The 15,222-nt window shown below is 38.9% G+C and carries 17 protein-coding genes; 7 read left to right on the top strand and 10 right to left on the bottom strand.

All coding sequences use genetic code 11. The features are described 5' to 3' along the window. Positions 1–124: 124 nt before the first annotated feature. From IHV09_RS01320 to IHV09_RS01305, 4 genes are all read left to right on the top strand, one after another. Complete coding sequence (locus IHV09_RS01320) at positions 125–1,072, top strand: AAA family ATPase (protein ID WP_231618096.1); 948 nt, start codon at positions 125–127, stop codon at positions 1,070–1,072. A gap of 1 nt (position 1,073) precedes the next feature. Further along, the gene (locus IHV09_RS01315) at positions 1,074–2,291 is read left to right on the top strand and encodes a DUF58 domain-containing protein (protein ID WP_197263432.1); all 1,218 of its coding nucleotides are present in this window, start codon (positions 1,074–1,076) and stop codon (positions 2,289–2,291) included. Next, positions 2,285–3,487, top strand: a complete 1,203-nt coding sequence (locus IHV09_RS01310) for a DUF4129 domain-containing protein (RefSeq protein WP_197263431.1) — start codon at positions 2,285–2,287, stop codon at positions 3,485–3,487. The genes IHV09_RS01315 and IHV09_RS01310 overlap by 7 nt, the downstream gene beginning before the upstream one ends. 89 nt (positions 3,488–3,576) lie before the next feature. Next, positions 3,577–4,506, top strand: coding sequence for an ATP-grasp domain-containing protein (locus IHV09_RS01305; protein WP_197263430.1), 930 nt, complete (start codon positions 3,577–3,579; stop codon positions 4,504–4,506). Between the two features lie 43 nt (positions 4,507–4,549). Here IHV09_RS01305 and IHV09_RS01300 read toward each other — a convergent pair whose 3' ends face one another. From IHV09_RS01300 to IHV09_RS01265, 8 genes are all read right to left on the bottom strand, one after another. After that, positions 4,550–5,473 (bottom strand): DNA-3-methyladenine glycosylase family protein, encoded by a 924-nt coding sequence (locus IHV09_RS01300; protein ID WP_197263429.1) that lies wholly within the window; start codon positions 5,471–5,473, stop codon positions 4,550–4,552. 16 nt (positions 5,474–5,489) lie between these two features. Continuing rightward, entirely contained in the window at positions 5,490–5,675 is a 186-nt protein-coding gene (gene ytzI / locus IHV09_RS01295) for a YtzI protein (RefSeq protein WP_197190754.1), read from the bottom strand. A gap of 136 nt (positions 5,676–5,811) precedes the next feature. Then, positions 5,812–6,420: a nitroreductase family protein gene (locus tag IHV09_RS01290; RefSeq protein WP_197126967.1), complete on the bottom strand. Its 609-nt coding sequence runs from the start codon at positions 6,418–6,420 to the stop codon at positions 5,812–5,814. 119 nt (positions 6,421–6,539) lie between these two features. Beyond that, positions 6,540–7,184 carry an FMN-dependent NADH-azoreductase gene (locus tag IHV09_RS01285; RefSeq protein WP_197190755.1) on the bottom strand — a complete coding sequence of 215 codons (645 nt, stop codon included), beginning with the start codon at positions 7,182–7,184 and terminating at the stop codon, positions 6,540–6,542. Positions 7,185–7,397: 213 nt separating this feature from the next. After that, positions 7,398–7,955, bottom strand: a complete 558-nt coding sequence (locus IHV09_RS01280) for a DJ-1/PfpI family protein (RefSeq protein ID WP_197126965.1) — start codon at positions 7,953–7,955, stop codon at positions 7,398–7,400. 176 nt (positions 7,956–8,131) lie between these two features. Continuing rightward, positions 8,132–9,373: an MFS transporter gene (locus tag IHV09_RS01275; protein WP_197263428.1), complete on the bottom strand. Its 1,242-nt coding sequence runs from the start codon at positions 9,371–9,373 to the stop codon at positions 8,132–8,134. A gap of 342 nt (positions 9,374–9,715) precedes the next feature. Then, the gene (locus tag IHV09_RS01270; RefSeq protein WP_197126963.1) at positions 9,716–9,931 is read right to left on the bottom strand and encodes a hypothetical protein; all 216 of its coding nucleotides are present in this window, start codon (positions 9,929–9,931) and stop codon (positions 9,716–9,718) included. Between the two features lie 76 nt (positions 9,932–10,007). Continuing rightward, positions 10,008–10,232: a hypothetical protein gene (locus IHV09_RS01265; protein WP_197126962.1), complete on the bottom strand. Its 225-nt coding sequence runs from the start codon at positions 10,230–10,232 to the stop codon at positions 10,008–10,010. Positions 10,233–10,577: 345 nt separating this feature from the next. On the opposite strand from IHV09_RS01265, the gene IHV09_RS01260 reads away from it, so the two are divergent. The 3 genes from IHV09_RS01260 to wrbA all read left to right on the top strand — a co-directional run bounded on the left by IHV09_RS01260 (position 10,578) and on the right by wrbA (position 12,550). Further along, positions 10,578–11,243: a phosphatase PAP2 family protein gene (locus tag IHV09_RS01260; protein ID WP_197126961.1), complete on the top strand. Its 666-nt coding sequence runs from the start codon at positions 10,578–10,580 to the stop codon at positions 11,241–11,243. 138 nt (positions 11,244–11,381) lie between these two features. Next, positions 11,382–11,825 (top strand): hypothetical protein, encoded by a 444-nt coding sequence (locus tag IHV09_RS01255; RefSeq protein WP_197190759.1) that lies wholly within the window; start codon positions 11,382–11,384, stop codon positions 11,823–11,825. Positions 11,826–11,923: 98 nt separating this feature from the next. After that, entirely contained in the window at positions 11,924–12,550 is a 627-nt protein-coding gene (gene wrbA, locus IHV09_RS01250) for an NAD(P)H:quinone oxidoreductase (RefSeq protein ID WP_197190760.1), read from the top strand. A gap of 49 nt (positions 12,551–12,599) precedes the next feature. Here the strand turns inward: wrbA and copZ are convergent, their stop codons facing one another. Beyond that, the gene (gene copZ, locus IHV09_RS01245) at positions 12,600–12,806 is read right to left on the bottom strand and encodes a copper chaperone CopZ (RefSeq protein ID WP_197128141.1); all 207 of its coding nucleotides are present in this window, start codon (positions 12,804–12,806) and stop codon (positions 12,600–12,602) included. Positions 12,807–12,818: 12 nt separating this feature from the next. After that, a complete protein-coding gene (locus IHV09_RS01240) occupies positions 12,819–15,221 on the bottom strand; it encodes a heavy metal translocating P-type ATPase (RefSeq protein ID WP_197263427.1) in 2,403 nt (800 codons plus the stop codon). Position 15,222: the final 1 nt, after the last annotated feature.

The following is a 15,222-nucleotide window of genomic DNA, read 5'->3' as shown; positions in this document are numbered from 1 at the left end:
GTTTATTTTAAAGCTGTGAGTTTTTTTATGTTTACATAAATTTCAAAAATATTACATTTTTTTATTTTCTAAATATTATAATAATGATAAGGTTAAATTAACATTTTTGAGAGGATGTACATAAATGAACATGAAGGATCAGATGACAATTATAAAAAATGCAATAGCAGAAGTATTAACAGGGAAAGAAGAACTTGTTGAATTAACGATGATTTCGATAGTCAATAGAGGTCATTTATTATTAGAAGATGTTCCTGGAACAGGAAAAACAGTACTTGCAAAAAGCCTCGCTCGGTTGATAGGGGGAGAATTTAAAAGGATTCAGTTCACACCCGATATCCTTCCAGCTGATATTACGGGCATACAGTTCTTTCATCCGAAGCATCAAGAGTTTGAGCTGCGTCCCGGTCCGGTTATGACTAACATCTTATTAGCCGATGAAATTAACCGTGCGACGCCACGAGCTCAATCCAGTCTATTAGAAGTGATGGAAGAAAGACAGGTTACGATTGATGGTGAAACCCTTCCCCTTCCGTCTCCTTTCTTAGTTCTTGCCACACAGAATCCTATTGAATCTCACGGAACATTCCCGCTTCCTGAGGCACAGCTTGATCGTTTTTTTATGAAATTGCCATCTGGCTTTCCAAATTATGATCAAGAGAAAGAAATGCTTCACATGTATCGTAAAAAAAATCCTCAAGACTCTTTAGAACCAGTCTTCTCTTTAGAAGATATATTAGTCATGCAAGAAGAAGTGAAGCACATTCATGTTAGTGATAGTGTCGAAAATTATTTACTGTCCATTGTTCACGCTACTCGCAGTCATGAGTTTATTGAGAACGGTGTTTCTCCTCGTGGCACCCTTGCTTTCATGAGAGCCGCTCAAGGCGCTGCTTATGTTCAGGGAAGAACATTCGTTACTCCAGACGATGTTCAATTCGTCGCACCGTATGTATTAACTCATCGTTTAGTATTAACGATGGAAGGAACGATGAGAAAGACGAAAGACCAAGTGTTAAAAGAGATTCTTGAAGCAACTATAGTCCCTGTAGAGTCTGAGGCGGGTAGATAATATGCAATGGCGCAGCGAGGTATGGATTAAATCCATCTTTCGGGTCTTAGTTGTTTTCAGCCCCATAATACTTTTGATTGGCTTTTATCGTAATATCTCATTTCTATTTTTATTAGGGCTGGCCATCATTTTTTTATATGGAACGCTATTGCTGCAATCTAAGTCCGCAATAAATGAGATTGTACTAGATACTTCAAAACAAGTTCATCGTTTGTTTCCTGGTGATACGGATCAGTTCTATGTAAAACTTCTTCATAAGGGAAGATGGCCTTCTTATCGTGGCGAACTCATCTTCACACACCGAGCACCTATATCTGTCACAGGAGATGTTGAATCGAACAACACTGCAAAAGGAAGAATTGAAGTTAAACGTCATTTTGCACTCTATCGCAAAACTGTTTTTACACAAACAATACCCTTTACTGCTACAAAAAGAGGAACAACAAGAATTTCCAATCTTACACTGCAGGTACAAGATCCTCTTTCATTGAGTGGTCAAGCATTGGCTTATATGGGGATCTTCCCAACTGAAATTGTTGTTTATCCTAGACCGCTTCCTGTTCATCGAATTGAGCATCTATTTTCTCAAGGCAGTGGTGAATCTGTAAGACCTTTCGCTTTGTTTGAAAACGTTTCTCTGCCTGCAGGGAACCGAGAATACGCTCCTGGAGATGCTTTTCATAAAATACATTGGAAAGCTACGGCACGGTCAGGCTCTCTTCAAACGAAGGTCTTTGAAAAAACAGTGGTGTATCACTGGACATTTGTTTATACGATACTCCCTGATCATAAAGAGATGAAATCTTCTGAGGATATGGAGAGCGAGATCAGCCATTTGGCATACATGTGTCAGTTTGCGGCGGAAAAAGGAATACCTTTTGAAGTATACATTAACTTTAAAGTTCCTGGCCCGATCGGAATGTATCATGTACCAACCGGGAGCGGAGCGGTTCACTTAAGCAGTATCCTTGAAGGTTTGGCGAGAATTGATCGTTCCAATGTCATCGTCAAACCTCAGATCATGTGGAATAAGATGGATCGTAATTTTGTTGGTACGAGTCCGTTTGTCATTTTTTTAGGTCATATTCCTACAGATCCGAATTCTCAGATCTTGATTAAGAAATGGTCTAGATCAGGTGGGAGAACCTTTTATGTCGAACACAACGAAGAACATGCCATTCTGATGCCATACTTTTCATCGGAGGTCGCATCATGTTAAAGAAAAGTCAGCAATTTACTCTTTACGGTATGAACTTAAGCTTTGACGCCATGCTTGTTTTCATAATGCTGACCATCTTTTCAGGAGGAGCAACTTGGCTTGAGTTCGGATGGTTCACTGCAAATCTGATCCTGATTGTAGCGATAAGCGGGGCGTTGTATCTCTACAAACCAAACTTATTCAAAATCACACTATTTTGTTTTGTTATTGTATCAACACTATTGTTCTGGTTCATGACTTCTTCCCTCATACTATCCATATTGATCTCATTCGTCCTGATGTGGAGAAGCGCAGAAAATTGGAATGATTCCTTTAAAACAGATCTTGAATTGATCTTTGCAATTAGCGCCGTGTTAACATTACTTCTATCCCTGTTTTTTAAGGATGGCTTTACGGTGATGTATGGAGCCGTGTGGATCCAATTCATGCTTATGCTGTTCATTAAAATGACTCTGCATTATTTTAAGAATGATTCGATTCAAATTGTAATGAAGGATTTTATGGTTCCCTTAACGCTAGTTGGGTTAAGCGGAGTGATTCTCGCTATATTAGGACCTTTAAAACAATTACTTTATTGGGCATTAGACGGTGTGTTCTTTATTTTGTATTATATTTTAGCGGTTCCACTCTGGAAGGTAATCTCCCTTCTTCCTCCGTTAATCCAAATGCTTAAACAATTGTTTATAATGGAGGAAAAGGGAAAGGTGAATACAGGTAATCAGACAGATGTCTTAGAACAGCGTCCTGAAACACTAGCAGAATCTCCCATACTTTTATACACGACAATCGCGATTCTTATCATTATGGTTCTTTTCTTTCTTTGGAAAAAGAGGAATGTGTTCAACAACCAGTCCAGCTTATTGGTAAACGGAAACATTTCAGTTCTTGATAGTACATATGCTAACAGCCAGATGATCGGTAAAAAAAGATGGCTTCAGTCGAAAGATAGAACAAGAAAAAGATTTTTGCACTTTGAAAAAGTATTGGACAAGAAAGGATTCGGAAGGCAACCTGGTGAATCTGCTGTGAACTGGTTTCAAAGACTTGAACTTTCCGGAAAAGATGCAGATTCTGTTCTAGCTGCATACGAAAAAGTACGTTACGGTGAAGAGAGCATTTCTGATACTGAGTACAATCAGTATGTAAGTGCATTGAAAAAATTCGAAAAGTCGGATCACTTGAAGAAGCCGAAATAAGACGGCTTCTTTTTCTGTTCATACCACCTCATTTAATATAGACTAATATTATATAAATAGTCGGATTTCTAGCATACAAGGAGGATATTATGACAAAAAAAATATATGTGATTCATGAGAATAGCGAATGGACTGCTCCGTTATTCCAACGTTTTGAAGAGCTCGGTCTACCTTATGAAGATTGGCATATGAAAAAAGGACACATAGATCTGACAGAAGCTCCCCCACAAGGTATTTTCTATAACAGAATGAGTGCCTCCTCTCATACGAGAGGACACAGATATTCGCCTGAATATACATCAGCGGTACTATCCTGGCTTGAGAGCTATGGTCGTAAAGTATTTAACGACTCAAGAGCCCTTCAGCTCGAGATCAGTAAAGTGAAACAATACAGCGCATTAAAAGCATTTCATATACCTGTTCCACGAACGATTGCAGCTTACGGAAAAGATGAACTGATACATGCTGCAACGAAATTTAACGGCCCTTTCATTACAAAACACAACCGTGCGGGTAAAGGGCTTGGGGTTCAATTGTTCCAAACCCAGAATGCACTAGAGTCTTATGTACAGTCGGAAAATTTTGATGAATCCATCGACGGAATCACTCTTTTGCAAGATTATATCGAAGCACCAGAACCTTATATTGTGCGCTGCGAATTTATAGGCGGCAAATTTTTATATGCCGTTCAAGTAGATACTTCTGATGGATTCGAACTTTGTCCGGCTGACGCTTGCCAGATTGGTGATCAATTCTGTCCAATTACAGACCAGCCAGAGAATCCAACACCAAAGTTTAAGATTCTTAAAGACTTTGTTCTACCAAATCAAGAAAGTTATGAAGCGTTCTTAGACGCAAACGGGATTACGTTTGCCGGCATTGAGATCATTACAGACAAGAGTGGAAACGTATATGCGTATGATGTAAACACGAATACAAACTACAACCGAGATGCTGAAGCAGAGGCAAATATATATGGCATGAAGGCGGTCGCGGAATTTTTAGGTAAAGAATTATAAATGAAAAAGGTGAGGGGCATCTAAGAATGCCCCTCACTTTTTATTAAGTATGATCCACAACTGTAGGAGTCTGGTTTAAACTCTCCCATAGATAATACGTGATATATGTACGCCATGGTGTCCAATCCTGCGCAAGCACCCTTACCTCTTCCTCTGATGGTTGCTCAGCTAACTTCCAAACTTGACGGATGGCATTTCTTAATCCAATATCTGCAGCGGGCAGTACATCGGTTCTCCCCATACCAAAGATTAAAAGACATTCGATCGTCCATTTCCCTATCCCTCTAATCGGCAACAGCGCTTTCATCACTTCTTCATCTGACATATTCCATAAGCTTTCAAAATCAATAGTTCCGTCTGAGATCAGCTTTGCCAGATCGATAATATACTCTGCTTTTCTCTGACTGAATTGAAGCTTACGAAGGTCCTCATACTTAAGCGTTGCAACGAGATTTGGAGCTGGAAAGACTTGAAATGTACTTCCTTCTACCTCCACTTTTTCACCAGCGAGTTCAATAAGTCGTTCGGTCAAGGTTCCAGCAAAAGTTAAATTTACTTGTTGACCGATAATAATCTTTACAATGGATTCAAATAGATCAGTGTCTGTAAGGAGTTTTAATCCTTTAAAACGTTGTAGTACTCCATCCAATTTCTCGTTTTCACAAAAGTGGTTATAAAGAGGCGACAGATCGACTTCAGTTGAGAACAGCTGTTGAATTTTTTTCTTAACTGCATCCTCAGATATTAAACCATTTAAAGGTATAGCCTTACAACTCAGAACAGGGCTTGTAACAGTACCGCTGGATACTACTTTTACATAACAAGAAACATCTTGGATTCTGATTATTTTTTCGTATTCTGTAAATTGTTCATTGAGTTTTAAGACATGCGTTTTTCCTGTAACTGTGAGGCGCTGCATCATCTTTTGAAAGTCAAAAGGTGGTTTAGGTTCAATTACAAACTTCATCCTCTTACATCCCTTCTTATGAACGCTCCTTACCTTCTTTTGTTTCTTTTTCTTTTGTTTCATTTTTCAGATATGGATTGTCATCTAACTGATCGATTGTATGCTTATAAGAATACCCTTTTGTTATAGCTGCTGCGAAAATAATAACGACAAAAATGATAATAACGAGGGTAATTAATATTGAGATGCTTAATGTGCTCATACTAACTCCTTATTAAAACTGATTTTACTTGTATGATAGCACATTTTCCCATTAAGAAAACTTGGCACTATAGTGATAGTGCTATGAAAAAAAGCAGCTATGCCGATATTAGGCACAACTGCTTAGAATGAAATATTTATTTTTCTTCAAATTTATCATGCATGACAATGCGATCGATATCAAAGCGCTCTGTAGGTTTTGCTGGGCCGTCAGCATATCCTAATGTAATCATCATCACAGGAATGAATCGTTCTGGAATTCCGAGTGCTGGCACTATTGCAGCATGATCGAACCCTGTCATCGGACATGAATCAACTCCAACTGCTTTAGCGGCAAGCATGAGCTGCATCGCACCGAGTGATGCGTTCTTTAGTGCTTCTCTCTCACCAACTGCACGACCTTGTGAATAGGCAGAGTTGATATTTTTCAATAAAATATTTCTTGCTTCTTCTGGAGCTTTTTCGAATACTTCCGCAGCCACTTTATCTGCTTCTGTATCTCCTAAGACGACTACAACTGCAGACGCATCTAGCACATGCTTTTGATTATAAGCAATCGGAAAAAGTTTCTCTTTTTGTTCTTGAGACGTTATCACAATAAAACGCCAGTGCTGAAGGTTCCATGCTGATGGTGCTTTTCCTGCCATCTCAAGGATCTGATGAAGTGTTTCGTTCGGGATTTCTTTATCTTTTTGATACAGACGAACAGAAGAGCGTTCTTCCATAACTTTGAATGTTTCGTTCATTTTTTCCACTCCTTATCCCACATTTCTCTAGAATTCTCTACAAAAAAGAGGTGCCACATTTCGTTGACACCTCGTTACTATTCCACCAATTATAGTGGGTTATCAGTTAAAGTCAAAAATTATGCATTGCGTTTAGCTACGACTAACTCCTTAGCTAATTCTGTAGCTCTTTCTCTTGCATCAGCCAAAATTTCTTCTGCACGATCTGGAGCTGCTGCCATACCTTCTGTAAATACATGATGATAATCAGTAATTCCGATAAATGCCATCACACCTTGAAGATATCCGTTCGTGAACTCGAATGCTTGAGCAGGACCTTCAGAATACACACCGCCACGAGATTGAATGTGTACGGCAGTCTTCCCTCCTAATAATCCAGCTGGGCCGTTCTCCGTATATTTAAATGTCTTACCTGCCATTACTACGTTATCGATATATGCTTTAAGCATTGGAGGATAGCTCAAGTTCCACATCGGTGTGTTGAATACATACATGTCTGCAGAAAGGAATTGTTCTAAAATTTCTCCCATACGGTTTGTTTTTTCAACTTGTGATGGAGAAAGCTCTAAGCCAGCAGCTAATTTACCCCAAGCATCTAGAACATCTGCATCAATAAACGGAATGTTCTCTTCATAAAGATTTACCGTTTCGATTTCAATGTTTTCATTTTGATTAGTTAGTTCGTTTAAGAAGTGACGTCCTAATCGAAGTCCGAAAGATTGATCCATTGGTTTTGGATTTGAATTAATATAAAGTACTTTCATTTGTGATTCTCTCCTTTTAATATCTGTTGTAATTAGTGATTAACTTCTCTTTAGTAAGTTGATTCCTTTACATCATAATTCCATAACTTACTTTTGTCAAGCACTAAACTTTTAATTATTATCATAATTTATTTTAGTGATTTTTTTCCAATAAAAAACGCTCTCTAGCTAATAGCCAGAAAGCGATAAGGGGGAGCGAAATTCAGTGTTCCATCAAAAGGAACTAGTGCCTTTATAAAAATTATATTCTTCAAGGCCGTCAAAACATTGCAAACGGTCCCCGATCGTTAAACCAAAATCAATATAAGCATGGCTTTTTGCTGTTAACAGATTTTTATCTTCTACAATCTGTTTGGATTGATAAGTACCATTCAACCAGCTGTTAGTTTTAGCAAATTCATCTTCGTGCAAAGAAACGGTATATGATCTGCCGTTTAATATGCCGGCTCGTCCTAGAATAACTGCGCCGTTCCCAATAGCTGCAATCTTAATATTCTCTCTGTTGAACACTTGCAACAGATGCAGAAGTCTCGGATTCCCTTGTGTAAATGCTTGTTTTCCTCCTGGAATGATTAGCATCTCATAATCAATAGGGCTAATATTCTTCATCTTTATCGTAGGTTGCATCAGTAAACCACATTCACTAGTAACAGTTCCTGGCAACAGCGAGAAAGGCAGCACTTCGTATTTTTTACCTATGATAGATAAAGTCGTCATTACTTCAACTTCTCTAAATTGTGGATACAAATAGACAAGTACTTTCTTTTTCAAAGGTATTCACCCATTCCTGTTACTTTTCTACCCGTCTTGCTGGGAAGAGGGTGTATAATTATTGTAACAGGATGCCGACTTGCTTTGTATTGGGAAAATTGAAGGAGAACATGTGCTTTCTTTTTAGTAAAATACAAGCAGTTTTCCCAACTTATTAGATAGAATTGATAGGTTATCTATATAACCTCATGTTCTAAAGTGTCTTTTTTCTGGTATGAATGTAGGAATTTACGATTTAGGAATGCTATCAAAAAGGAAAGAAAAAACAGAAAGCTCACGAGAATATATGTCTCACGAATCCCAAATTCTTCTGCAAACCAACCGAGTATTAAAGTCGCTATTCCAAATGTCCCATAAACAAGTGTTCCATGAGATGCGTAAACTTTTGCAAGCTGTTTATCTCTATAGGATTCTTGGATCAGAGTGTTTTGAGAAACATCACGCGCCATCTGCGGAAACCCAAAAACGAATGAAACGATTAAGGCAATCCAAGCTGATGAAGTCAAACCGAACCAGACGTTTAGTAACATCAAACAAACTGTAGAAGTCATAATAACAAAACCTAGATGCGATCCCATCTTCTTAGAAAACCGATATACTACGAGACCCGCTACCATCATCCCTGCAAAAAAAGACGCATTAATGTAACCCCACCATGCTTCTCCTTTTCCGATCGCCGTTTCAACATAAACATAAAGGATCGCGGCAATCCACACCCCATGACCGAAGTTTTCAAGCACATCCATAACCGTTAATGTGGTAAGCTTTTTAGATTGAAAAATCAGTTGCCAACCTTCTTTCATCGTGTGCCACTTGGATTCTTGTGATTGAACGTTCTCTTTTTCGTTAACCTTTATTTGTGTTGTAAGTAAAGTCGCTGCTACAAATAAAAGAAAAGTGACCCAGAGCATGTTTTGTTCACCCCATATCACTAAAAGCACACTGCCTAGTGGCCAGGATAAAAGCATAGAGGTCTGGTTGGCAATACTAATAAAACTGTTTGCTTTTACAAGCTCAGAACTTTCTACGAGATCAGGTATCATTGATCTTCTTGCAGGATTTCCTATTCCTTCGAGTAGAGAAACAACGACGATTAAAACATATAAAAGAGCATAAGTTATACCAGTATGTATGCCATATAAACTCAATAAACATAAACAGAATAATAACCCTGTCTTAAGGAGCAGCGTATTGATCAGCAAACTTGTTCGTTTGTACGTTTCAATAAATAAAGGTGCAATAAAACCTGAGACGAGCAAGGACATCGTCTTCGCAAATGGAATTAAAGCCATGTGCAGGACAGATCCCGTTTCATTATATACAAGTGTAATCAGACAAATAATGTATAGAATGTCTCCTAAATTTCCGAGCGCCTGTCCACTCCATAAAAAATGAAAATAGCGATTTGCTTTGATCATAAATATGTATCATCCTTTTTATGGTAATATAAGCCAAACAAAGTGTACCACACGACAGATGATTCCGTCTTTGGCGGTGTTTGAGTCGTAGATGAGGTTGTTGATATATGGTTTGTGGGCTGGGTGAAATTTTCGGGAATGAATCACATATTCCTTCGTATAGATCATAAATTCCCAACATCGATCATAAACCCTCGGTATCGATCATAAATCCCTAAATAACAGAAATCCGTTATTGTCGTACACAAGAAATTCCCACAAAACCCTCTCTTCACTTCTCTACCTATAAAAACCCTTCAAAAAAAAGCTGGCCCCTAAATAGGCCAGCGAACACAATTACCCTTATTTATGTCCTCTTCCTTTTGTCAGATGGCAGGGTACTCCTTTGCCTATAGCACCTGGCTGTGACATTCTTTCCATGTAAGCTAATCCTCTTACGCATTGAGTCTTACAGGCGATACATGTCTCACTTGTAACCATCTTTTGTGTGTGCTGGTATTTGTTAACCTGACTGTCATATTTATTTTTTATTGTCTTCTTTGCATTTTTTTTAGCCATATATGTGCCCTCCCCCTGAATCCTAAACACAGTGTATGTAGGAAGAGGGGCTTTTGACATACGTAAAATAAAAAAACTACCCAATGTACAGGTAGTCTTCATCATGTTCAATTTGATATTGAATCCTTTGCCGTTCTGCGAGTGACATGATGTAGTCACTGTCTGACTTGTCATACGCTAATAAAAACTCGTGCAATGGCATGTTATATTTGTTCCAGACCACTTCCATCAGCCAGTTTTGGCTGATCATAAAATACTCACCATTATAACGGTCTACTTTTATGGTATTGCCTACATACATCCATAACACTCCCTTTCAAAGAGGTTAAATATGCATTAGGTCTTACGGTTGTACCTCCATTATATTCCTTTTATCAGAAAAGTCAAAAAGTAATCGTCTGAATATATAATATACGGGTACATTTACTACTTGACGCAAATTGTGGCAAAGAAATTGTAACCCTACTTGGGAAGACTAGACATAACGATAAATTGATATAAAATTTATAGTAGAATACGTCTCATGACCTATGACAAATAAACCATAATATGGTAACCTCAATAAGGTGTATTAAAAAACGTGTAAAACCTTTAAAAACGGGAATATGTTAGTTAGCTGATGATATAGATAAAGGAGTAGTTCGTATTGCGTATTATAAAAGAGAATATTTTAGCTTTATGTCTTCTCCTCTCTATCCCTTTACTGAATATTATTTATCAAGTATTAAATCATGGGGAACGCGGGGCGAGGCAACTTATTACAGCAGTGGATCACCAAATCCCATTTGCAGAGATTTTTATAGTACCTTATGTACTTTGGTATGCTTTTATTTTTCTAATGTTTGTTTACTTTTGTGTTTATGACAGAGCCATTTATTATCGGACCTTATTAAGTTTTTGTGTGGGAATGCTGGTATGTTATGTGATTTATTTCTTTTTTCAAACCACGGTTCCCCGTCCCGAATTAGTTGAAGGTGGCATACTCACAAAGATGGTTCAGTATGTTTATGGCGCTGACCAACCATTCAACTGTTTTCCAAGCATTCATGTTTTGAGTAGTTATCTCATGATATTAGGTATTCGCCATAGTAAGATGTGGACGATAAGAAAAGATATCATTGTCTCAACCATTGCTTACAGTATCATCTTGTCGACACTTTTCGTTAAACAACATGTTGTACTAGATGTCGTTGCTGGTATTTTACTTAGCAGCCTGCTTTTTAAACTGTTTTATTATCTTGAGGCTGAAACAGTATTCAGCTTTTTCAAACGAATGTTTAAAACAAAACTTCAAAGCACAGAAAAAAGTTAAGGTGAAGAACTGCTTTTATATAAGCGGTTCTTTTTTTGTTCTTGCAGCTTAAGAAACACCATTTACAAAACAATTTTCATGTACAGACATAACTAGGATTGAAGGCAAATATGAATAACATGGGAAGGAGTGATTACGATGAGGGATGCACAAACGAATGCAGTTGACCAAGTTCGTGCAGATAACATGCACCAAATGTGCAAGTCTCACATGTATTACCATGTCACGATCAAAACGCGTGACGGTCAAGAAGTCGAAGGCATTATTACTGATTTAGATAAAAAAAATGTATATATGATGGTGCCGCAAAATATGATGCCTGCAGAAGAAACGCAGCAACAAACCCCTCAAACAGAACAAACATCTCAGGCGAGTGAACCTGGACAGCAGAGCCAACAGGGGCAGCAACAACAAACAAATCAGCAGAATCAGCGCCAATGGAATGGAAATCCGTATTACCGACGATATTATCGTCAGATTTTCCCGCTCGCCACTCTTGCAGCTTTGTCTTTATACCCCTATTATCCGCCTTACCCGTATCCTTATTACCCGCCCTATCCATATCCTTATCCTTATTATTAAAGCAGACCGCCTGAAACTCACAGGCGGATTTTTTTATGATTTCAAATGGTTAAAAACGGGAAGTGTACAAGAGTCACATTAATTAAGGAGGTAATATAATGGCTAATATTTTGGTTGTATATTATAGCTCTTATGGTCATATTCATGAGATGGCACTAGCAGCAGCAGAAGGTGTAAAGCAAGTTGAAGGCACGGATGTAAAAGTGGTAAAAGTTCCTGAATTTGAAGTTACGAAAAAATACATGTCTCAGCAAGATGCTTATGTAAAAGCACAAGAAGCACAGGCTGATATTCCTGAGGTTACACTTGACGATTTAAAATGGGCAGATGGTATTGTATGGGGAATTCCAACACGATACGGCATGATGCCAGCACAAATCAAACAATTACTCGATTCTGCAGGCGGGCTCTGGGCGAATGGTGATCTAGAGGGCAAAGCCACTGCCGTGATCACAAGTTCAAATACAATACATGGTGGACAAGAATCAACAGCTATTACTTCTTTTGTCCCACTCATGCATTTTGGAATGATATACGTTGGTCTTCCTTATGGAGAAAACCCTGAACAGATGACCTCAGAAGGCATCGGAGGTTCACCTTATGCGGCTTCGACGGTTGCAGGAGCAGATGGCAGTCAACAACCTCAAGATGCAGAAAAAACAATGGCTTCACGATTAGGCAAACGCGTGGCAAAAGTAGCAAAAGCACTTAAAGGTAACCTTTAATAATGCTTAAATAAAAAAGCCCCTCCGATTGGAGAGGCTTTTTTCACATTTACTTTACGTCAAATCCTTGATCTTCAATCGCTTCACGCATTTCGGCATCTGTCACTTTCGAGGAATCTACTTCTACATCCACTTTTCCAGTTTCTAAGTGAACCACTACGTTTTTCACTCCATCTAGTTCATTTAGTGCATTCGTTACTGACGCTTTGCAATGGCCACATGTCATGCCTTCTACATTTAATGTTTTTGTTTCCATCATCTTTTCCTCCTAAATATTGTTTAAGTTTAATCGTTTTAAACGCAATGCGTTAGTAACCACAGATACAGAGCTAAAAGCCATAGCAGCCCCGGCAACCCATGGTTCGAGGAGACCGAATGCAGCGATTGGAATACCTGCTGTATTGTAAAACAATGCCCAAAATAAGTTCTGCCTAATATTTCGCATTGTCTTACGGCTTAACTCTATCGCTTTTGGAATATGATTCAGATCCCCGCCAACAAGCGTAACATCAGCCGCTTCAATCGCGACATCTGTTCCTGTACCGATCGCCATTCCGATATTAGCAGTCGCGAGTGCTGGAGCATCATTGATCCCATCACCTACCATCGCAACTGTTTTCCCTTTATCTTGAAGTTCTTTCACGATACGTGCTTTATCTTCGGGTAACACTTCAGCGAATATCTCTTTAATACCCACTTCTTGAGCGATCGCAAATGCCGTTCTCTCGTTATCACCTGTGATCATATACACATCAATACCCTGTTCTGTTAAAGAGTTAATCGCATCTTTTGAAGTTTCTTTCACCGTATCAGCAACAGCTATAACTAGAACGAGTTCTCCATCTACAGCTCCAAGCATAGCTGTTTTTCCTTCGTTCTCATATGTCTCAAGAAGTGCTTCGTGCTCTTTGTATTCTACATCTTTTTCTTTCATGAGCTTTCTTGTTCCGACGAGTATGGTTTTTCCACTCACGTTAGCTTCAATCCCATATCCCGGAATAGCATGAAAAGACGCCGTTTCAATGAGAGGAATATTCTGTTTGTCTCCGTACTCAACGATGGCTTCCGCTAAAGGGTGTTCAGAACTTTTCTCTGCTGAAATCACGTGAGATACAAAACCTTTTTTTAACTCTGTGAGATCTGTCACTTCTGGTTTTCCTTTTGTAACCGTTCCTGTTTTATCTAGTAGTACAGCATCAATTCTTTGTGCACCTTCTAGATACTCCCCGCCTTTGAACAAGATTCCCTGCTCTGCTCCTTTACCTGTTCCAACCATAATGGATGTTGGCGTTGCAAGACCAAGTGCACATGGGCAGGCAATCACTAGAATGGCAATGCTGACTTCAAGTGCTTGAGGCAGATTTCCTGGATCAACAAGGAAATACCAAACCGTGAAGGCCATTATTGCAATACCCACAACGATTGGCACGAAAATACCAGAGATATAATCCGCCATTCGTTGAATAGGTGCTTTTGATCCTTGAGCTTCTTCAACAATCTTTATGATTCCCGCTAGAGCCGTTTCTTTCCCTACCTTTTTAGCCTCCATACGGAGTGTGCCGTTCTTGTTGATTGTAGCCCCTATAACGGTTTCACCTTCTGTTTTTTCAACATGTATCGCTTCACCAGTAATCATACTTTCATCGACGGAAGAATTACCAGAGAGGACGGTGCCATCGACCGGTATTTTTTCGCCTGGCTTAATGAGCAGCATATCTCCTACTACCACTTGATCTAAAGGAACCCTCTCTTCCTTTCCATCTCGAATGACAGTAGCTTCTTTTGCTTGCAGATTCAAAAGTTTAGAAATCGCCTCAGTTGTTCTACCTTTTGCGAGAGTCTCGAAATATTTACCGACTAAGATTAACGTGATTAGAACAGCGCTCGTTTCAAAATACAGTTGTGGCATGTAGTCTGGGTTACCGAGCGTTTTAAAGGCTTGAACAACGCTGTAAAAAAAGGCTGCAGACGTTCCTAATGCAACAAGAACATCCATGTTCGCACTCTTATTACGTAGTGCTCGAAAAGCACCTACATAAAACGTACCTCCAATATAAAATTGGACAATTGAAGCAAGAAGCAGTTGGAACCAAGGGTTCATTAAAACAGATGGCATTGAGAGACCAAAATCCCAAGGCATATGAGCAAACATCGTATATAGAAGTGGAAGCGACAAGATGATAGAAAGAATTAACTTTCTCTTCTTTAACGTGATCTCTTCTTCCTTCTTTGTCTTTTTCGTTACGCGATCTTGTTGGGTAGTCGCATGATATCCAAGTTTTTGTATCTTATTTAACACTTCATCTACGGAAACAATCGACGGGTTATATTCTATCGATCCCGTTTCACCCGTTAAGTTAACGGTAGCACTAGAGATACCTTCCATTCGGCTTAAGCTTTTTTCAATTCGTGTAGAGCATGCTGCACAGGTCATACCCGAAATATCAAGATCTACTTTCTCTTTAACTACTCCGAATCCTAGCTTTTCAATTTTTGCTTCGATCTCTTGAAGGCTGATCATCTGAGGATCAAATGATACAGAGGCTTTTTCCATGGCTAAGTTGACGTTAACATCGACATGGTCCATTTTGTTCAGCACTTTTTCGATTCGAGTTGAACAAGCTGAGCATGTCATGCCCGTGATTCCTAGATTTACTTTCTTTTGGCTCATG

Origin of the sequence: Fictibacillus sp. 23RED33, from assembly GCF_015903925.1 — a bacterium.
Lineage (GTDB): Bacteria > Bacillota > Bacilli > Bacillales > Fictibacillaceae > Fictibacillus > Fictibacillus phosphorivorans.
The sequence above is the reverse complement of the archived record's forward strand: the minus strand, read 5'-3'. Positions and strand labels throughout refer to the sequence as shown.